General features: G+C 66.5%; 18 protein-coding genes, 1 tRNA gene and 1 riboswitch. Of the genes, 9 read left to right on the top strand and 10 right to left on the bottom strand.

All coding sequences use genetic code 11. From position 1 onward, the window contains the following. Window positions 1–21: 21 nt before the first annotated feature. Window positions 22–1,479: an amidophosphoribosyltransferase gene (gene purF / locus DF286_RS12250; protein ID WP_109271696.1), complete on the top strand. Its 1,458-nt coding sequence runs from the start codon at window positions 22–24 to the stop codon at window positions 1,477–1,479. Window positions 1,480–1,517: 38 nt separating this feature from the next. After that, window positions 1,518–2,228 carry an SDR family NAD(P)-dependent oxidoreductase gene (locus DF286_RS12245; protein WP_109271695.1) on the top strand — a complete coding sequence of 237 codons (711 nt, stop codon included), beginning with the start codon at window positions 1,518–1,520 and terminating at the stop codon, window positions 2,226–2,228. A 92-nt stretch (window positions 2,229–2,320) separates the two neighbouring features. Here the strand turns inward: DF286_RS12245 and DF286_RS12240 are convergent, their stop codons facing one another. From DF286_RS12240 to DF286_RS12230, 4 genes are all read right to left on the bottom strand, one after another. After that, window positions 2,321–3,580 (bottom strand): SAM-dependent methyltransferase, encoded by a 1,260-nt coding sequence (locus tag DF286_RS12240; RefSeq protein WP_109271694.1) that lies wholly within the window; start codon window positions 3,578–3,580, stop codon window positions 2,321–2,323. Window positions 3,581–3,713: 133 nt separating this feature from the next. Next, on the bottom strand, window positions 3,714–4,736 hold the full coding sequence (locus tag DF286_RS12235; protein ID WP_109271693.1) for a 2-oxoacid:ferredoxin oxidoreductase subunit beta: 1,023 nt from the start codon (window positions 4,734–4,736) through the stop codon (window positions 3,714–3,716). Between the two features lie 3 nt (window positions 4,737–4,739). Further along, window positions 4,740–4,871, bottom strand: a complete 132-nt coding sequence (locus DF286_RS15510) for a hypothetical protein (protein ID WP_279379361.1) — start codon at window positions 4,869–4,871, stop codon at window positions 4,740–4,742. Between the two features lie 82 nt (window positions 4,872–4,953). After that, window positions 4,954–6,834 carry a 2-oxoacid:acceptor oxidoreductase subunit alpha gene (locus tag DF286_RS12230; protein ID WP_109271692.1) on the bottom strand — a complete coding sequence of 627 codons (1,881 nt, stop codon included), beginning with the start codon at window positions 6,832–6,834 and terminating at the stop codon, window positions 4,954–4,956. Window positions 6,835–7,183: 349 nt separating this feature from the next. On the opposite strand from DF286_RS12230, the gene DF286_RS12225 reads away from it, so the two are divergent. Beyond that, window positions 7,184–7,660 carry an RNA pyrophosphohydrolase gene (locus tag DF286_RS12225; RefSeq protein ID WP_109271691.1) on the top strand — a complete coding sequence of 159 codons (477 nt, stop codon included), beginning with the start codon at window positions 7,184–7,186 and terminating at the stop codon, window positions 7,658–7,660. A gap of 124 nt (window positions 7,661–7,784) precedes the next feature. On the opposite strand, the gene DF286_RS12220 is transcribed toward DF286_RS12225, so the two are convergent. Beyond that, window positions 7,785–8,570, bottom strand: coding sequence for a TerC family protein (locus DF286_RS12220; protein ID WP_109271690.1), 786 nt, complete (start codon window positions 8,568–8,570; stop codon window positions 7,785–7,787). 258 nt (window positions 8,571–8,828) lie between these two features. Next, a riboswitch (yybP-ykoY riboswitch) is annotated at window positions 8,829–9,004 on the top strand. On the opposite strand from DF286_RS12220, the gene DF286_RS12215 reads away from it, so the two are divergent. From DF286_RS12215 to DF286_RS12200, 4 genes are all read left to right on the top strand, one after another. Then, the gene (locus DF286_RS12215) at window positions 9,003–9,581 is read left to right on the top strand and encodes a manganese efflux pump MntP (RefSeq protein WP_109271689.1); all 579 of its coding nucleotides are present in this window, start codon (window positions 9,003–9,005) and stop codon (window positions 9,579–9,581) included. (Overlaps the previous riboswitch by 2 nt.) A gap of 130 nt (window positions 9,582–9,711) precedes the next feature. Continuing rightward, complete coding sequence (locus DF286_RS12210; protein WP_109272168.1) at window positions 9,712–10,917, top strand: hydrolase; 1,206 nt, start codon at window positions 9,712–9,714, stop codon at window positions 10,915–10,917. Continuing rightward, on the top strand, window positions 10,914–11,933 hold the full coding sequence (locus DF286_RS12205; RefSeq protein ID WP_109271688.1) for an arginine N-succinyltransferase: 1,020 nt from the start codon (window positions 10,914–10,916) through the stop codon (window positions 11,931–11,933). Before DF286_RS12210 ends, DF286_RS12205 begins: the two co-directional genes overlap by 4 nt. 1 nt (window position 11,934) lies before the next feature. Beyond that, window positions 11,935–13,188 (top strand): N-succinylarginine dihydrolase, encoded by a 1,254-nt coding sequence (locus DF286_RS12200; RefSeq protein ID WP_109271687.1) that lies wholly within the window; start codon window positions 11,935–11,937, stop codon window positions 13,186–13,188. A gap of 53 nt (window positions 13,189–13,241) precedes the next feature. Here the strand turns inward: DF286_RS12200 and pgl are convergent, their stop codons facing one another. Further along, window positions 13,242–13,949: a 6-phosphogluconolactonase gene (gene pgl, locus DF286_RS12195; protein ID WP_109271686.1), complete on the bottom strand. Its 708-nt coding sequence runs from the start codon at window positions 13,947–13,949 to the stop codon at window positions 13,242–13,244. 103 nt (window positions 13,950–14,052) lie between these two features. Here pgl and DF286_RS12190 point away from each other — a divergent pair, with 103 nt between their 5' ends. Further along, window positions 14,053–14,241 (top strand): DUF3008 family protein, encoded by a 189-nt coding sequence (locus tag DF286_RS12190; protein WP_109271685.1) that lies wholly within the window; start codon window positions 14,053–14,055, stop codon window positions 14,239–14,241. A 292-nt stretch (window positions 14,242–14,533) separates the two neighbouring features. Here DF286_RS12190 and DF286_RS12185 read toward each other — a convergent pair. Further along, a tRNA-Arg gene (locus tag DF286_RS12185) sits at window positions 14,534–14,610 on the bottom strand. A 93-nt stretch (window positions 14,611–14,703) separates the two neighbouring features. Between DF286_RS12185 and DF286_RS12180 the strand changes: the two genes are divergently transcribed. After that, window positions 14,704–15,246, top strand: a complete 543-nt coding sequence (locus DF286_RS12180) for a hypothetical protein (RefSeq protein WP_146193620.1) — start codon at window positions 14,704–14,706, stop codon at window positions 15,244–15,246. Here DF286_RS12180 and DF286_RS12175 read toward each other — a convergent pair. Genes DF286_RS12175 through DF286_RS12165 form a run of 3 tightly spaced genes read right to left on the bottom strand, consistent with a single transcriptional unit; the run spans window position 15,233 to window position 18,502 of the window. Next, entirely contained in the window at window positions 15,233–15,784 is a 552-nt protein-coding gene (locus DF286_RS12175) for a gamma carbonic anhydrase family protein (RefSeq protein WP_109271683.1), read from the bottom strand. The genes DF286_RS12180 and DF286_RS12175 overlap by 14 nt on opposite strands. Next, window positions 15,772–16,308 carry a GNAT family N-acetyltransferase gene (locus DF286_RS12170; RefSeq protein ID WP_109271682.1) on the bottom strand — a complete coding sequence of 179 codons (537 nt, stop codon included), beginning with the start codon at window positions 16,306–16,308 and terminating at the stop codon, window positions 15,772–15,774. Before DF286_RS12170 ends, DF286_RS12175 begins: the two co-directional genes overlap by 13 nt. Before the next feature lie 25 nt (window positions 16,309–16,333). After that, on the bottom strand, window positions 16,334–18,502 hold the full coding sequence (locus DF286_RS12165; protein WP_341533239.1) for a fused MFS/spermidine synthase: 2,169 nt from the start codon (window positions 18,500–18,502) through the stop codon (window positions 16,334–16,336). Between the last annotated feature and the right edge of the window lie 62 nt (window positions 18,503–18,564).

Genomic DNA, 18,564 nt, shown 5'->3' with positions numbered 1-18,564 from the left:
CGGGCGAGCACAGGCAGGACGATGCTGACCACCCACCCTTTCGACGATGACAAATTACGCGAGGAATGCGGCGTTTTCGGTATCTGGGGCGCCGAGACGGCCTCGGCCGTGGTCGCCCTCGGACTCCACGCGCTGCAGCACCGCGGCCAGGAAGCCGCCGGCATCACCAGCTGGGACGGCAAGAGCTTTCATAGCCACCGCGCCCAGGGCCATGTCGCCGGAAATTTCGACCGCGACGACATCATCCGCAGCTTGGCCGGGCAAGCAGCGATCGGCCATGTTCGCTACTCAACCACGGGCGAGACCGCGCTCCGCAACGTGCAGCCCCTCTTCGCCGAGCTGGCTTCGGGCGGCTTCGCGGTCGCCCATAACGGCAATATCTCAAACGCCCTGAAGCTGCGCCGCGAGCTCAACCGCCGCGGCTCCATCTTCCAATCGACCAGTGACACCGAGGTCATCATCCACCTCGTCGCGACGTCCACCTATCGGACCCTGCTCGACCGCTTCATCGACGCGCTGAAACAGGTTGAGGGCGCCTACAGCCTCGTCTGCCTCACCAGCGAAGGCGTGATTGCCTGCCGCGACCCGCTCGGCATCCGGCCGCTGGTCATGGGCCGCCTCGGCGACGCCTATATCTTTGCCTCCGAGACGGTGGCTCTGGACGTGGTCGGCGCGACCTATATCCGCTCGGTCGAGCCGGGCGAGCTGATCATTGTCTCGGAGCGCGGCGTGAAGTCGCACCGTCCTTTTGCGGCGGTTCGCCCGCGGCCCTGCATTTTCGAGCATGTCTATTTCTCGCGGCCGGACAGCCTCGTCGACGGCTCCTCCGTCTATTCGGTTCGGAAACGCATCGGCGCCGAGCTGGCGATCGAGAATCCTGTCGAGTCCGATTATGTCGTGCCGGTGCCCGACAGCGGCGTTCCGGCGGCGATCGGCTACGCCCAGCAATCGGGCATTCCGTTCGAGCTCGGCATCATCCGCTCCCATTATGTCGGCCGGACGTTCATCCAGCCGGGGGATGCCGTCCGCCATCTGGGCGTCAAGTTGAAACACAACGCCAACAGCGCGCTCATCCAGGGCAAGCGCCTGGTCCTCATCGACGATTCGATCGTGCGCGGCACGACCAGCCTCAAGATCGTGCAGATGCTACGCGATGCCGGCGCCAAGGAGATCCACATGCGGATCGCCTCGCCGCCGACCCGGCACAGCTGCTTCTATGGCGTCGATACGCCCGAGCGCGCCAAGCTGCTCGCCGCGCAGATGAACGTCGCCGAGATGGCCGATTACATCAACGCCGACAGCCTCGCCTTCCTGTCGATCGACGGCCTTTACCGCGCGCTCGGCGAGGATGTGCGCGACGAGGCCCAGCCGCAGCATTGCGACGCCTGCTTCACCGGCGATTATCCGACCCGGCTCACCGACCATGAGGAACATGAGCCGGCCGACCAGCTCGCGCTCCTCTCCGAACGCTACGCTTAGAGTAGTTCCCTGAATCCTTTCTCGTTCGGAGATTGTAAGTGCCAGGAAGATTTGAAGGACAGCTTGCCCTGGTGACGGGCGCCAGCCGGGGCATCGGCGCGGCGATCGCGGAGGGACTGGGACGCGAGGGCGCCCATGTCATCCTCACCGCCCGCACGGCCGAGGGGCTTGAGGAAGTCGAAGAGCGCATCCACCAGACCGGCGGCAGCGCCACGATCGCGCCGCTCGACCTCACCGACGGCGAGAGCATCGGCCGGCTCGCAGCGGCCGTCCGCGAGCGCTGGGGCGCGCTCGACATGCTCATTCTCAACGCGGCAATGCTGGGCAGCCTCACCCCGGTCCCGAGCATCGACGGCAAGGAGTTCAACAAGCTCCTGACCCTGAACCTGCTCGCCCAGCAGGCCCTGATCGCCGCTTTCGACCCGATGCTGCGCAAGAGCGAGCGCGGACGCCTGATCGCCATCACCTCCAGCGTCGGCCGCGACCCCCGCGCCTTCTGGGGCGCCTATGGCGCCTCCAAGGCGGCGCTGGAGACGCTGGTGCTGAGCTATGGCGAGGAGGTGCGCAATCTCGCGCCGATCAAGGCCGCCATCGTCGACCCCGGCGCCACCGCCACCACCATGCGCGCCCGCGCCTATCCCGGCGAAGACCCGTCCACGCTGAAGCCGCCCAGCGCGGTGGCCGATGCGGTGGTGGATTTGCTGAAGAGCGATTTCGAAACGGGGCACCGGCTAGAGGTAAAGGCTTAGCACTGTCTCGCTCGTCCCGAGCGTAGTCGAGGGGCGTGTGTGATGAGTTCCTGCCCGCGCCCCTCGACTTCGCTCGGGACGAGCGGAAACGGTTATTCCTTCACCAGCGTCACCTGCGCGACGTCGATGCCGCCGCCGCGGAAGCCGCCTTCGCAGTACATGAGATAGTAGCGCCAGAGATTGTGGAACGCCTCGTCGAAACCGGCCGGTAGGCGTCGTTCCGACACCGCGGCCTCGTAGCGTTCGCGCCAGATTTTGAGCGTCCGCGCGTAATCCAGGCCGAAGTCGTGCCGGTCGTGCCAGTCTAGGCCCGCCTCGCCAGCCATCGCGCGAAAGCGCGGCTCGCTGATCAGCATGCCGCCGGGGAAAATGTAGGTCTGGATGAAGTCGGCGCTGGCGGCATAGGCGTCGAACAGCGGCTCGCGGATCGAGATGAGCTGGACCGCCGCCTTGCCTCCAGGTTTCATCGCGCCGGCGATCGCCTGGAGATAGGCAGGCCAGTAAGCCTGCCCGACCGCCTCCACCATCTCCACGCTGGCGACGGCGTCGAATTCCCCTTCCACGTCGCGATAGTCGGTGAGCGCGATCGAGACGCGATCGGAGAGGCCGGCGGCGGCGATGCGTTGGTCCGCATATGCCTTCTGCTCCTCGGAGAGGGTGAGGCCGACGACATCGACCCCGTAGTCCCGTGCCGCGATCTCCGCGAGCGAGCCCCAGCCGCAGCCGATCTCGAGCAGGCGCTGGCCGGGCTTCAGATCGAGCCGGTCAAGCAGCGCTCGTATTTTCCGGGCCTGCGCCGCCTCAAGACCATCGTCCCCGTCGGCGAAGAGAGCGCTGGAATAGGTCATGCTCTCATCGAGCCAGGCGCGGTAGAAATCGTTGCCGAGGTCGTAGTGGAAGGCGATGTTCTCGCGCGCCCTCGCCCGGCTGTTGCGGCGGAGGAAATGGGCGCCGCGGTTGATCGAGCGCCACAGCCCCTTGGCGCGGGCCACTTCGCCCAGGCTCTCGCCGTTGCGCATGAACAGGTCGAACAGGGGCACGGGATCGGGGCTCGACCATTCGCCGAGGGCCCAGGCCTTGTACCAGCCGACCGAACCCGAGGTCATCAGCCGCACCAGCGCCCGCCAGCTATGGACGTGGACAATCGGCATCGGCCCCGGCTTTCGGCCGCCGAGGATGCGATGGCTGCCGTCCGGCAGCGTCGCGTCGATCCCGCCCTCGAGGAGACCGGCGTCGATCCGGTTCAAGACCTTGTGAAACCCACCTCCGGACAGCCGTGCGAGGCACCCTCCACCGGTCGCAAAGGCGCGATCGGCGGCGACAAGATGGCGGCCTCTGGGCTGCTCGGTCATGCTCCGCGCCTCGGCAAGGGAACAGTTTCACAGAATGGGACTCGTTCGTCCCGAGCGAAGTCGAGGGGCGTCTGTGATGAGTCCGTGCCACCGCCCCTCGACTGCGCTCGGGACGAACGAAACCTCACGAGCATCAAATCGCGTGCGGCTCCTTGGTGACCATCCAGCTCTGACCCTTGCCGACCAGCGCCTGGAGGTCGGGCGCCTTGCCCGCGCTCGCCTCGGCATTCTGCTGGACGACGGCGCTCTCGAACGTCGGGCGGGGATCGTCGTAGATGACGCCGAGCGCCATTGGGAAGGCGCCGAACGGCATGTCGACCAGCATGTGGGCGACGGCCTTGTTCTTCGGATCGTGGACGAGGACGCCAGCGGCCTCCCAGTCGCCGTCCGCCACGTCGACGACCTTCAGGGTCAGCGCCTCGCGGTCGAGGGTGATACCCTTCGCGCCGTTCGCAAACAGCATCGGCTCCCCGGCCTTCAGCCAGAGCTGGTTGCCCGCATTCTCCTTGGCGGTGAAGGACGCGAAGACGTCGTCATTATAGACGATGCAGTTCTGGAAAATCTCGACGAAGGCCGCGCCTCTATGGGCGTGAGCCGCCTTCAGCACCTCGGGCAGTTGCTTGCTGACGTCGATCGCGCGCGCGACGAAGCGGCCCGCCGAGCCGAGCGCAAAGGCACAAGGGTTCGCCGGACGGTCCACGGACCCGAACGGCGTCGACGGCGAGCGGGTACCGACCCGGCTCGTCGGAGAATATTGGCCTTTCGTAAGGCCATAAATCTCGTTGTTGAAAAGCAGTATCTGGCAATCGAGGTTGCGGCGGAGCACATGCATGGTGTGATTGCCACCGATCGACAGCGCGTCGCCGTCGCCGGTGATGATCCACACGTCCAGCTCCGGATTGGCGAGCTTCACCCCCGTCGCGATCGTCGGCGCGCGGCCGTGGATCGTGTGGAAGCCGTAGGTCTCCATATAATAAGGAAAGCGCGACGAGCAGCCGATGCCGGAAATGAACACCGTGTTCTCCGGCTTCACGCCCAGCTCCGGCATGGTCCGCTGCACCGCCTTCAGCACGGCATAGTCGCCGCAGCCGGGGCACCAGCGCACCTCCTGGTCGGTGGCGAAATCCTTGGGGGTCAATTTGGTCATTTCATTCATGGGTCAGATCCAGCCCCACAGGTAAAGGATAAGCAGCAGCACGAGGATGAGCAGGATGACGAGCGTGATGGGGCGTTGGGTCATGACAGGGCCTTTCCCACAAAACCGTTCGCCCTGAGCCTGTCGAAGGGCCATTCTTCCTTCTTCAGACCGCGGCGGGAGAAGATAAGGGCTTCGACAAGCTCAGCCCGAACGATGAGGGAGAACCACCCTCCTTTCACGACAACGCCTCCTCGATCGCGGCCTCGATCTCGGCAATCTTGAAGGGCTGGCCGGAGATCTTGTTGAGCGGCCGGGCATCGACCAGATACTGGTCGCGGAGCAGGGTCTTCAGCTGCCCCGTGTTCATTTCTGGAACGATGATCTGGTCGTAAGACCTTAAAAGGTCGCCCAGATTCTTCGGCAGCGGCCAGATGTGGCGGAGATGGACATGGCTGACGTCGAGGCCGCGTCTCCGCGCCCGGCGCACGGCCTGGTGAATGGGACCGTAGGTCGACCCCCACCCAACGACGACGAGCTTGCCGCCCGGCTCGCCCAGGCACACGTCCTGCGGCGCGATGCTGTCGGCGACGCCCAGCACCTTGTTCGCGCGCATCTCCGTCATCGCCTGATGGTTCTCGGGCGCATAGTCGATATGGCCGGTGCCGACATTCTTCTCGATGCCGCCGATCCGGTGCATCAGGCTCGGCGTCCCCGGCTTGATCCAGACGCGGGCACGCTTTTCGTCGCGGGCATAGGGGTTTACGCTCTCGCCTTCAGCCGGCGCCTCATCGTGGAAGCGCACCGGGAACGGCTCGTAGCCGCCCATGTCCGGCACCTTCCAGGGCTCGGCCGCATTGGCGATATAGCCGTCGGTGAGCAGCATCACCGGCGTCATATATTGGGTGGCGATGCGCACCGCCTCGATCGCGCAGTCGAAGGCGTCGGCGGGCGAGCGGGCGGCGATCACCGGCATCGGCGCGTCGCCGTTGCGGCCATAGACCGCCTGGTAAAGGTCCGACTGCTCGGTCTTGGTGGGAAGCCCCGTCGAAGGCCCGCCGCGCTGCGAATTGACGATGACCAGCGGCAGTTCGGTCATGATGGCGAGGCCCATCGCCTCGGTCTTGAGCGCGATGCCAGGCCCGGACGAAGAGGTGACCCCGAGCGAACCGGCGAAGCTCGCGCCGATGGCGCTGCCGATAGCGGCGATCTCATCCTCCGCCTGGAAGGTCGTGACGCCATATTCCTTGAGGCGGGAGAGATGGTGCAGGATCGCGCTCGCCGGCGTGATCGGATAGCCGCCGAAGAACATCGGCAGCCCGGCCAACTGGGCGCCGGCGACCAGCCCAAGCGACAGCGACTCAGCGCCCGTGACGGTGCGATAGAGGCCGGGTTCGGCCGGCGCGGGATCGAGATGCTGCTGGTGAAGCTGGCCCCCGATCTCCGCCGTCTCGCCATAGGCATGGCCGGCGTTGAGCGCCGCGATATTGGCCTCGGCAAGCTCCGGCGCCTTGGCGAACTTCGCCGTCAGCCAATCCTCGATGGGCTGGCGCTCGCGGTCGAACATCCAGAGCGCCAGACCCAAGGTCCACATGTTCTTGCAACGCAGCGCTTCCTTGTTGCCGAGGCCGAAGGGCTTCACGGCGTCGAGGGTCAGCTGGCTGATGTTGAAATGGATGAGCTGCCACTTGGCGAGGCTGCCGTCTTCGAGCGGATTGCTCTCATAGCCCGCCTTGGCGAGGTTGCGCGCGCCGAACTCGCCTTCGTCGGCGATGACGAGTCCGCCGGGCTTCAAGGAGCCGACATTGGTCTTGAGCGCCGCTGGGTTCATCGCGATCAGCACGTCCGGCGCATCGCCTGCCGTCTCGATCGCCGCGGAGCCGAAATTGATCTGGAAGGCGGAGACGCCGAAAGTCGTCCCCTGCGGCGCGCGTATCTCGGCGGGGAAGTCGGGGAAGGTCGCGAGATCGTTGCCGGCCAGCGCGGTGGAGAGCGTGAACTGCCCGCCGGTAAGCTGCATGCCGTCGCCGGAATCGCCAGCAAAGCGCACGACGACGGATTCGAGCGGCGCTGCCGTCTGGGCGTCTTCAGGCGTTACGAGATGGGTGGCCGTCGCCATGTCAGTCCTTCGAAGCAATCGTTCAGGCGACCCCTAGCTCGCGTCCGTGCCCGCGACAATGGATGAGACCACGGGAGTTCGCCTAAGAGCCCCAAGATAATGCGCGCGATAGGTTTCTTAAACGGAGAATCCGTGGCCCCGACCCTTTTGTCGGCGATGGCGTCGAGCCACTTTCCCCTGAGTCATCCCGGCGGAAGCCGGGACCCCAGAACACAGCGCTCGGAGGCTGGTCGGCGTGTCATCGTGTCAGCTTCGGTCCACGGTGTTCTTGGATTCCGGCTTCCGCCGGGATGACGTTGATGAAGTCAGGTGTAATTTGCTCAAAAGCCAAAACCAGAATGAGGACCCGATGACCGATCCGACTTTCCTCCCCTACCGCCCCGGCGCCGGCGTGATGCTCCTCAACCCTGAGGGCAAGGTTTTCGTCGCCCAGCGGCTCGATAGCACTCTCGAAGCCTGGCAGATGCCTCAGGGCGGTCTCGACGAAGGCGAGGATCCGGAAGCCGGCGCTCTCAGGGAACTGGAGGAGGAAACCGGCATCAAGCCGAGCCAGGTCGAAATCCTCGCCCGCTGCCCCGTCGAACTCACCTACGACCTTCCCGACGACCTCGTCGGCAAGATGTGGCAGGGCCAGTGGCGCGGCCAGCGCCAGTCCTGGTTCCTCTGCCGCTTCACCGGCCGCGACGAGGACGTGAACATCGAGACGGAGCATCCCGAGTTCCGCGCCTGGAAATGGGCCGATCCCGAGGAGCTGCCGGCGATGATCGTGCCGTTCAAGAAGACCCTCTACGAGGATGTGCTGAAGGCGTTCGAGGCGTGGCTGTAGGATCTCAAGGCAACCAGCCCTGAGCCCCCTTCACCGTCATTGCGAGCGCAGCGAAGCTATCCAGTGCGGCCTCCGACGCCCGAATGGATTGCTTCGTCGCAACGCTCCTCGCAATGACGCCCCCTCAGCCGCTCGTTTCCACTGCCGCTTTCCTCCGCCGGGCCCAGATGTTGAGCCCTTCGATCCCGGCCGAGAAAGCCATCGCCGTATAGATATAGCCCTTGGGCACATGCACGCCGAAGCCGTCGGCGATCAGCACCGCGCCGATCATCAGCAGGAACCCGAGCGCCAGCATCACCACCGTCGGGTTCCGCTTGATGAAGTTCGCCATCGGATCGGCCGCAAGCAGCATCACCAGCACCGCCGTGACCACCGCGATCACCATCACCGGCAGATGCTCCGTCATGCCCACCGCCGTCAGGATCGAATCGACCGAGAAGACGAGGTCCAGCACCAGGATCTGGGCGATGGTTGCGCCGAACGTCATCGTCGTCCGTCCGACATCGAACACGTCGTCATTGGGATGCGGATCGACATTGTGGTGGATTTCCTTGGTCGCCTTCCACACCAGGAACAAGCCGCCGGCGATCAGGATCAGGTCGCGCCAGGAAAACTGCGTCTCGAACGTCGGCTCGCCATATTGGCCCGGCGCCCCTTGGAAGCCGAGATCGATGACCGGCTCGGTCAACCCCACCAGCCAGGCGATCATCGACAGCAAGGCCAGCCGCATGAACAACGCAAGGCCGATGCCGACGCGGCGCGCCTTCTGCTGCTGATGCTCGGGCAGCTTGTTGGTCAGGATCGAGATGAAGATGAGATTGTCGATGCCGAGCACGATCTCCATCACCACCAGGGCGACGAGCGCCGCCCAGACGGCGGGATCGGAAAAAAGGGCGAGTAGACTTTCCATGCTGCCTTTGAGCTCCCTGCTGGCCGGCACGCGGCCGGCTGGTCGTCACAAGGGATCGGCGGGAGGCAGGGAAGGAAACGCCCTGGACCTGCATCGAGCCAACCCGATGCGGTCCGACATCACGATCACGACGATCGCCAGAGGGGCCCGGCCCGCCCGACTTTTTTAGGGACGCGCCGGGCGGAGTTCAAGCGTGTGGAAGCTGCCGGCAGCAAGGGGATGTCCGCTTTAGGCCCATTGCGGAGACCGCAAGCTTCGCCTAGAGGCGCAGCCGTTGGGGAGTAGCTTCCGACGCCAAGTCGGCCCCGCGTCAACACACTTGCGCTTCGGCGCATGGCGCGGGGAGTGGATCGCCACCTAGCGAGACCAGCGCAGACCGAGGCCTGTTCGGGCGTCTCGGCCTGTGCTGTCGTTCGCCCGGCGGAGTTCGAAATGTCTCCCTTCTCCATCGCCATATTGGCCTTCAGCATGTCCGCCGACGCTTGCGCGGCGGCGATGGCGCGTGGCGTCGCGACAAAACCGAGCCTGTCCGCTGCGATCAAGGGCGGCCTTGTCTTCGGCGTGGTCGAGACTCTCACCCCCCTGGTCGGTTGGGCATTCGGCCTGGCCGCGAGCAACTATATCGCGTCGGTCGATCACTGGGTCGCATTCGCCCTCCTCTGCATCGTCGGCGGCAAGATGGCGCTGGAGGCGATCGACCGGTTCGGTGTCGCGGACGGTGACGTGGAGGGCGGGCTTGCGGGCGGTGGAACCCTGACGCTGATCCTGACGGCCGTTGCCACCAGCATCGACGCCGCTGCCGTCGGGGTCACCCTGGCACTGGTGAGCGTGAACATCGTCTCGGTCGCTCTTGCGATCGGCCTCACGACCTTCGTTCTCGCAACGGCAGGCATGATGATCGGTCGAAGGTTCGGAGCGAAGTTCGGACCGGTCGTCGAAGTGATTGGCGGTGTGGGTCTCATCGCCATCGGCACGGCCATCCTGCTCGATCACACAGGCGTGTTGAGCTGAGCCATATGCCCGCTTTCCGTCCGAAGCAGTCACTCGCCCAGGTCTGAACCCGTTTCACTTTCCAACAGAGGCCTCCGCGCTGGTGTGGCGCCGTCGCCAATCATCGGCTAAGGCGCCCGATATGCAGGGCATGACGAGTGACGAACGCGCGGTGCTGGACCGGGCCGCGGGGGAGCCGATGCTGGATCAGGTGACGGCCTGGGCGGCGGTCAACAGCGGCTCGCGCAACCTCGATGGCCTCGCCTCCATGGCGGCAATTTATGCAGATGTATTCGCGGCGCTGCCGGGCGAGGTGGCGCTGAAGGCGCCCTCGCCGGTCGAGGCGATGCAGGCGGACGGGTCGCTGAAGCGGGTAGCGCATGGCCGCAACCTCCATGTGACGGTGCGGCGCGAGGCGCCGGTGCAGCTGCTCTTCACCGGCCACATGGACACCGTGTTCGGAGTCGATCACCCGTTCCAGGACGTCACCTGGCGCGAGAAGGACAGGGTGCTCGGCGGGCCCGGCGTCGCCGACATGAAGGGCGGCATCGCCGTGATGCTGGCGGCGCTGAAGGCAGTCGAGACAAGCGAGGCGGCGCGCAACCTCGGCTATGAGATCGTCATCAACAGCGACGAGGAGGTCGGCTCGCCCGGCTCGGCGGCGTTGCTGGCCGAGGCGGCACGGGGCAAGACGGCGGCGCTCACCTACGAGCCGGCCGCGCTGCCCGACGGCACGCTCGCCGGGGCGCGGCCGGGAAGCGGCAATTTCTCGATCTTCATCCAGGGCCGCAGCGCCCATGCCGGACGCAATCCGGAGGACGGGCGCAACGCCATCGTCGCCGCCGCCGACCTCACCCTCCGCCTCGCCCGCGCCAAGGGCGAAGGCCTCTCCGTCAATCCGGCCCGCATCGACGGCGGCGGCCCCAACAATGTCGTTCCGGACCATGCTGTGCTGCGGGTCAACATGCGCCCGATCGGACCGGAGCAGCAGCAGCGCGCCCAGGCCGCGCTGGATGAGGCCGTCGCCGCCGTCGCCGCCGAACATGATGTGCAAGTCCACGTCCATGGCGGCTTCGCCCGCCCGCCCAAGCCGCTCGACCCGAAGGCCGAGAAGCTGTTCGCCCTCGTCAAGCGCTGCGGCGCCGATCTCGGCCAGGACATAAGCTGGCGCGCCACCGGCGGCGTCTGCGACGGCAACAATATCGCGGCCTGCGGCGTGCCCGTCGTCGACACGATGGGCGTGCGCGGCGGCGCCATCCACTCGTCGGACGAATATATGATCGTCGAGAGCCTCGCCGAGCGCGCCCAGCTCTCCGCCCTCACCATTCTTCGCCTCGCTTCCGGAGCCCCTTTGTGAGTTTTCGAATCCGTCCCGCTACCAACGACGACTTCCGGGCCATCTACGAGATGGCAAAGCTCACCGGCGGGGGCTTCACCAACCTCCCCGCCGACAAGGCCTCGCTGGTCGCCAAGCTCAGCCGCTCCGACGAGGCCTTCTCCAGCGACGCCGAGGAGCAGGGCAACGACCTGTTCGTGATGGTGCTGGAGAATGTCGAGACCGGCCAGATACGCGGCACCTGCCAGATGTTCGGCCAGGTCGGCACCGAATGGCCCTTCTACTCCTATCGCATCAGCACCCTCACCCAGACCTCCAAGGCGCTCGGCAAGACCTTCCGCGCCGAGATGCTGACCCTCGTCACCGACTTCGAGGGCTCATCCGAAGTGGGCGGCCTCTTCCTCCACCCCGGCGAGCGCGCCGGCGGCCTCGGCATGCTGCTCGCCCGCAGCCGCTATCTGTTCGTCAAGCAGCATCGCAAAAGATTCGGCAGCCGCGTGCTGGCCGAGCTTCGTGGCGTGATCGACGAGGCGGGCGGCTCGCCTTTCTGGGACGCCATCGCCGGCCGCTTCTTCGGCATGAACTTTCAGGAGGCCGACGAGTTCAACGCCACCCACGGCAACCAGTTCATCGCCGACCTCATGCCCAAGACGCCGATCTACACGGCGATGCTGCCTGAGAGCGCCCGGGCGGTGATGGGCGTCCCCCACCCTTCCGGCCGAGCCGCGATGAAGATGCTGGAGCGGGAAGGCTTCAAATTCGATGGCTATATCGACATTTTCGACGGCGGGCCGACCGTGTCGTGCGAGACCGACAACATCCGCACCGTGCGTGAGTCGAAGGAATATACGCTGTCCGGCGTGAACGAGGATTGGGACAGCGAGCCGGTCATGCTCGCCGCCGGCCGCCTCAAGGACTTCCGCGCCTGCTACGGCAATGTCGGCCTGGACGATGACGGCAAGGCGACGATCGACCCCAGCGCCGCCGAGCTGCTGGAAGTCCGGCCGGGCGACCGCCTAGTGGCGATGGGGCGCTGACATGGCGCTCGCCGAGATCAACTTCGACGGCATCATCGGCCCCAGCCACAATTATGCCGGCCTCAGCCTCGGCAACCTCGCCTCGGCCGCCAACGCGCTCCACGTCTCCGAGCCGCGCGCCGCCGCGCTCCAAGGCATCGAGAAGATGCGGCACAATGTCCGTCTCGGTCTCGCCCAGGGCATTTTCCTCCCCCTCCCTCGCCCCAATCACGAATGGCTGAGCGATCTCGGCACCACCGCCGACGACGCCCCGGATTCCATCCGCCCCGCCGCCTTCTCGGCCTCGTCCATGTGGGCCGCCAATGCCGCCACCGTCTCGCCGGCCCCCGATACGGCGGACGGCCGCTGCCACCTTACCGTCGCGAACCTGCGCACCATGGCCCATCGCAGCCATGAATGGCCGGACACGCTCTCGCAGCTCCGCCTCGCCTTCGCCGACGGCGAGCATTTCCACGTCCACAAACCGGTGCCGCCTACCTTTGGCGACGAGGGTGCGGCCAACCACATGCGCCTCTCGACCTCCCATAGCGACAAGGCCATCGAAGTGTTCGTCTACGGCAAGCGCGGCGGCGCTTTCCCAGCCCGCCAGCATGTCGAGGCCAGCCGCGCCATCGCCCGTCTCCACCAACTCGATCCCGAGCGGACACTGTTCGTCGCCCAGTCGGAGGAGGCGATCGCCGCCGGTGCCTTCCACAATGACGTCGTCGCCGTCGCCAACGAAAATGTGCTCCTCGCCCACGAACAGGCTTTCGAGGACCGGGCGGACTTCTACGCTTCGCTGAAGCGGCTGCTGGCCGAGGTCGAGATCATCGAGGTGCCGGCGAGCGCCGTCAGCCTCGACGACGCCGTCAAATCCTACCTGTTCAACGCCCAGCTGGTGACCCTGCCCGAGGGCGGCATGGGCCTCATTCTGCCCGAAGAAGCACGCGACACGCCGCCGGTCTGGACCTGGCTCGAGAAGATGGTCGCCGGCAACGGCCCCATCCGCAAGCTCTTCGTCGTCGACGTCCGCCAGTCCATGGCCAATGGCGGCGGCCCCGCCTGCCTCCGTCTCCGCGTCGTCGCCGACCCCGCTACGGTGGACCCGCGTTTCATCGTCGATAAGGCCAAGCTCGACACGATCGCCGAAGTGGTGCGCGAGCATTGGCCCGAGCGCGTCGTCCCCGCCACCCTGCTCGATCCCGATTTCAGGGAACGCATCGAAGTGGCCCGCGCGGCGCTGCTCGAACGGCTGGATCTAGGCGAGCTCGTCTAGGTCGGACGCTTGTCATCCCGGCGAAAGCCGGGATGACATCTGTCGCGGGAGCCCTAGCGGCTCCAGAAAATGTCGATCGAGGCGTCCACCTCGGCGACGACTCTTCCAATCGGAGTCGAGGAGAGCGGGCCCGCCTCGATCGCCTTCTCGACAACGGCGCGCTTTTCGTCGCCGGTGAGGACGACCATCACCGCCCGGGCCGAAGCGATGGCGGCGGCGGTCAGGGTGACGCGGTCGACCGGCGCGTCGGCCGGCATGGGATCGGGATGGACGCCGACGACGCGGCGCTCCCTGGGGCCGGCGACGGCGCGGTCGAAGTCGGGTCCGGGAAGGATCGACGCGGTGTGGCCGTCCGAGCCGACGCCGAGCATGACGAGGTCGAGCGGCCATTCGAGCCGCGCCAGCCGCTCGTCGCCGAGCCGGCCCGCCTCCTGGTAGTTCCCTAGCGCCGCCTCATCGACCAGCGAGACGATCTCGGCGCCCGTCTTGCCGAAGAAGTGCTGAAGCTTGGCATGGTTGCTGAGCGGGTCGCCGAGCGGCACCAGCCGGTCGTCGGTCGGAAGGAGCGTGACCTTGGACCAGTCGATCTCCTTCTTGAGCAGCGCCTCGTAGACGACGTCCGGCGTTCGCCCGCCGGTCAGCGCGATGCGCGCGCCGCCATGCGCTTCAATCGCGCTCTCGACCACGAAAGCGACGTCGCCCGCCACCTGCTCCGCCATTTCCGCGGGCGTGTCGAACTCCCACCATTCCACTTCGTCCATGTCTCTTCCCGAATATGAGGCCGCCCATGCCCATAGCCCCTGCCCTCCGCCCGGAACAACCCGCTTCTCCGGCGGGTTCCTCCGCAGGAAAGGAGACACGATCATGCCCGCCAAGTCTCAGGCCCAGCAGAAAGCCGCCGGTGCCGCCCTGTCCGCCAAGCGCGGCGACACGCCTAAGAGCAAGCTCAAGGGCGCATCGAAATCGATGGTCGAATCGATGAGCGAAAAGGAGCTGGAAAAGATGGCCTCGACCAGCCGCAAGGGAAAGCCGGAGCATGCGAGCAAGGACTAACGTCGGAAGACCTTAGTTTCCTCCATTCAATCCGGCGGCGGTATCGTCCTCGGACGGGTGATGGCGTCGCCTCCTGACCGCGACCCTGTCCGCGCCCTGTCGCGCTCGCTCTCCGGCAGGGTGTGGCCCGCGGCTTCCTCTTCACCAAGCGTCGTGCCGGCCTCCGGATCGGTATCCGTCGAGTCTGACTTCTTCCGATCCCGATCCATGCCGCTCCCTCGAATGCGTGACTCGAAAAACGAGTACGGCACCGCGTCGTTCCGATTACGCTGAGAAGGAGGGGTGAAGGAGTTGGCGCGCCCGAAAGGATTCGAACCTCTGACCCCCAGATTCGTAGTCTGGTGCTCTATCCAGCTGAGCTACGGGCGCGCGGTGGGCTGGCACATAGGGGGAAGATTCAGGGCGTGCAACCCCGTTGCTCGCAAAAGGTGGGGCGCATAGGGAGGGGGTATGAGAGTTTTGGTGCGCCTCCTGTCAACGATCGCCGCCGCGGCCCTGATCGCCGGGTGCGCGGCGCAGGGGCCATTCCCCTCGCTCGCCCCGCGCGCGGTGGAACGGGAGCTGAGCGGTGCGCCGCTGCCGCCGTGCATAGAGGGTGCGGAAGCGGCCGAGGCAGCCGCCACCTCAGCCCCTGTCCCTGCACCCACAGTTGCGGATCCTGCGCTGGTGGCGCGAATCGATCAACTGCTGGCGGCGGCGCGGCAAGGCAACAGCGACTTTGGCGAGGCTCTAGCGGCGGCGGACACGGCGGCGTCGCGAGCGGGCGACTCCGGATCGGAATCCTGGATCGCCGCCCAGATCGCGCTCTCGGAGGCGGAAATGGCGCGGACCCCCACGGCAACGGCCCTGGCCGAACTGACGGCGCTCGCGCTGGAGGAAACGGCCGGGCCGGCCAACCCGCTCGACCGGCAGGCCCTCGACCGGGCGACCGAGGAGGTGCGGAGCCTCGCCGATCGGCAGACGGAGCGGCTCGAGGCGCTGAAGGCTTCGCTCAGCGGCCTTTGAGGTCAGCGGCGTGGGCCCTGGCGAGCGCCACATAATGGGCGACGCCGGCGCGCATCCCGACCAACTGGTCCGGCGTCAGGTCGCGCACATATTTGGCCGGGCGGCCCGCCCACAGCTGACCGCTGGGGATGCGGCGGCCCGGCGTCAGCATGGCGCCGGCGGCAAGCATGGCGTCGCTTTCGATCTCGCAGCCGTCCATGACGATGGCGCCCAGCCCGACGAAGGCCCGGTCATGCAAGGTGCAGCCGTGGACCATCGCCATATGGCCGATCAGCACCTCCTCGCCGATGATGGTGGGATGGCCGTCCGGTTCTCCGGGCTTGGGCGAATCGCAATGGATGACGGTGCCGTCCTGGACGTTGCTGCGGGCGCCGATGCGGATTCGGTTCACGTCGCCGCGAACGACGCAATTGTACCAGATGCTCGCCTCCGGCCCCAGCTCGACGTCGCCGATCAGCCGGGCGCCCGGCGCCACGAAGGCGGACGGATCGATGCGGGGGACGTTTCCGCCGAAAGGGAGGATCGTCACCGCCGCCAGTCCTTCTTCTCGATCTCGTAGATTATCGTCGGGTTGAGGTCCGGGAAGCGCGGGTCGTCATAGTCGAGATCCTCGCGGCGGCGCATGCCGAGCCTACGCATCAGTCCCCAGCTCGCCTCATTCTGGTTGAAGGTGATGGCGTAGACGCGCTCCGCGCCGAGCCGGTCGAAGGCATGGTCGAGCGACGACGTCGCGGCTTCCCGCGCATAGCCCTGCCCCCAGCTATCCTCGCGAAAGCGCCAGCCGACCTCATATTCGCCCTTGATGGAGCCGTGCGGATCGTCGGCGATCTTGAGGCCGCAGAAACCGAGGAAGGCGCCGTCCTCCTTTCGCTCCACTACCCAGAGGGTGAAGCCCCGCTCCGCCTGCCAGCGGGCGAGCCGCTCCGACACCTCCCGCAAGGCCTCGCGGCTCTTGACGCCGCCCAGCCATCGCATGACGGCCGGCGTGTTGGTGTGGAGGTGGAAGAGGTCGGCGTCGCCCTCGCGCCAGTTCCTCAGGATGAGCCGCTCGGTTTCGATCATGCCGTGCGGAGTAGCGCCCCTTGCCTCATTCGGTCCAGCCTTCGATCAGCGGCAGGATGCTCGCATAATCGTCGCTCCAGCCGGCGAAGCCGCGCTGCGATTCGAGATCTCGCCAACGGCCGTTGCTGCCGCTCGAGACCATCATCCGGCCGAGGACCTCTGGGTCCTTCGCCATGGCGACCCAGACGGAGGCCGTCGCATAATCCTTCGCGTCGTCTTCCGGCCGATAATCGAGCAAGGCGGCTTTCCAGCCACCCCGCCGGGCAGCGGCGGCGAGGACCGGCTCCAGATCAAGATAACGGTTCGAGATATGGACGAGCAGAATGCCGCGCGGCTGCAGCGCGCGGGCGTAGACCTGGAACGCCTCGCGCGTCAGCAGGTGGATCGGCACCGAATCCGATGAAAAGGCGTCGACGGCGAGAATGTCGAGCGTGCCGGGCTCCAGGCCTTCGAGGGTCAGCCGGGCATCGCCGAGGACGATATCGGCCTGCGGCGCGCAATTTTCGACATAGGTGAAGTAGCCGCTTTCGGTGGCGATGCGGACGACGGCCGGATCGATCTCGAAGAAGCGCCAGCGCTGGCCGGGCTCGGCGTAGCAGGCAAGCGTCCCGGTCCCCAGGCCGACGATGCCGATGTCAGCGTCCGCTCCGAAGAGCTCGGGTGCGACGGAGAGGACATGGGCAACACCAGAGCCGGGCACATAATAGGTGGTCGGTGCCAATTCCGCCCCCGGTATCCGGCTCTGGATGCCGTGCAGGGTGGTTCCGTGCGTCAGCATGGTCGCGTTGCCGTCCTCGACCGAGCCGACGGTATAGACGCCGAAATAGCTGCGCGTGCGCACGTCCGAGACGGTCAGCCGGAGGGTGTTCCAGCCGCCATAGCTCAACATCAGCGCGGCCAGGCACGCGGCGAACACCCATCGCCTTCCCAGGCTGAGCAGGGCGAGGAGAGCGATGATTCCGCTCGCACCATAGGCAACGGCATCGGGAAGCCCGAACCCGTCTATGCCGGCGAGCGAGAGGAGGAGCGCGAGGAGGGGAAGGCTCATTGTGAGACGTCCGCCCCAAACGGGATCGGACCAGAGACGGTCGACCGCCGAGATATAGCTTTGGGCCGGAATGAGCAGGGCGGCGGCGACGATTAGCAGGGGGTGCTCATAGGCCCAGTCGAGCAGAATGGGCGCTGCCAGGGCGCAGAAGACGCCGCCGACGACGCCGCCCAGCGACATGGCGAGATAGAAGCCCGTCAGCCGATCGACGTCGGGCCGCAAGCGATACATCTGGGCATGCAGCGTCACCGCCACCACGAACAGCAGGCCGAGCCCGAGAGTGGCGGCGAAGATGGGGCGCTGGGTGCCGCTGGCGAAGGCGAAGGCGCCGGCACCGAGGATGACGAACGGCGCGACGGCGGAAACGAGGTCCGCGGGCCCGCGCCGGGCGGCGAAGGCGACGGAGAAGCTCAGCAGATAGAGGCCGAGCGGCAGCGCCCAGAGCAGCGGCATGGCGACGATGTCGGTCGTAAGATGCGTCGTCGTGGAAAGCATCAGCCCGGAGGGCACCGCCGCCAAGGCGATCCAGTGGAGGACGCGGCGCCCGCTCGGCGAGGGCGAGCGTTCGCCGACGTTCGCAATGGCTGCGTGCCGGGGAACGGTGACGGCGCAGCCGATAACGAGCGCAAGAAGAAGGATGAAACCCGCCGTCCAAAGCCGGCTCTGCTGTTCCAGCGAGAGCAGCGGCTCGACGATGAGCGGATAGGAGATGAGGCCGGCGAAGCTGCCCAGATTGGAGGCGGCGTAGAGCGGATAGGGATCGCCCCGGCTGGTCTCCAGCGCATACCAGCGCTGCATCAGCGGCGCCTGGGCCGAAATGATGAAGAAGAGCGGCCCGATCGAGGCTATGAGGAACCAGGGCACCCACAAGGCCGGAGCGAAATTGGCCGGGGGAAGAGCGGAGCTGAGGCCGATAGGGAGCCACAAGGCCGCCGCTCCGAAGAGCGCGAGATGCAGGCCCGCCTGCCGTCGCGGCGGGAGCCGGGCGATACCGTGGGCGTAGGCGTAGCCGCCGAGCAGCAGCGCCTGATAGACCAGCATGGCGCTGTTCCACACGGCCGGGGCTCCGCCGAGCCGCGGCAGGGCCATGCGTCCGATCATCGGCTGGGTGAGGAAGAGGAGAAAGGAACCGGTGACGATCGTCACCAGGAAGAGCGGCTTTGCGAACCGTTCCTGGCTCGAGGCCGAGGTTACCGATTGATGCAGTG

The sequence above is a fragment of the Sphingosinicella humi genome, from assembly GCF_003129465.1.
Taxonomy (GTDB): domain Bacteria; phylum Pseudomonadota; class Alphaproteobacteria; order Sphingomonadales; family Sphingomonadaceae; genus Allosphingosinicella; species Allosphingosinicella humi.
The sequence above is the reverse complement of the archived record's forward strand: the minus strand, read 5'-3'. Positions and strand labels throughout refer to the sequence as shown.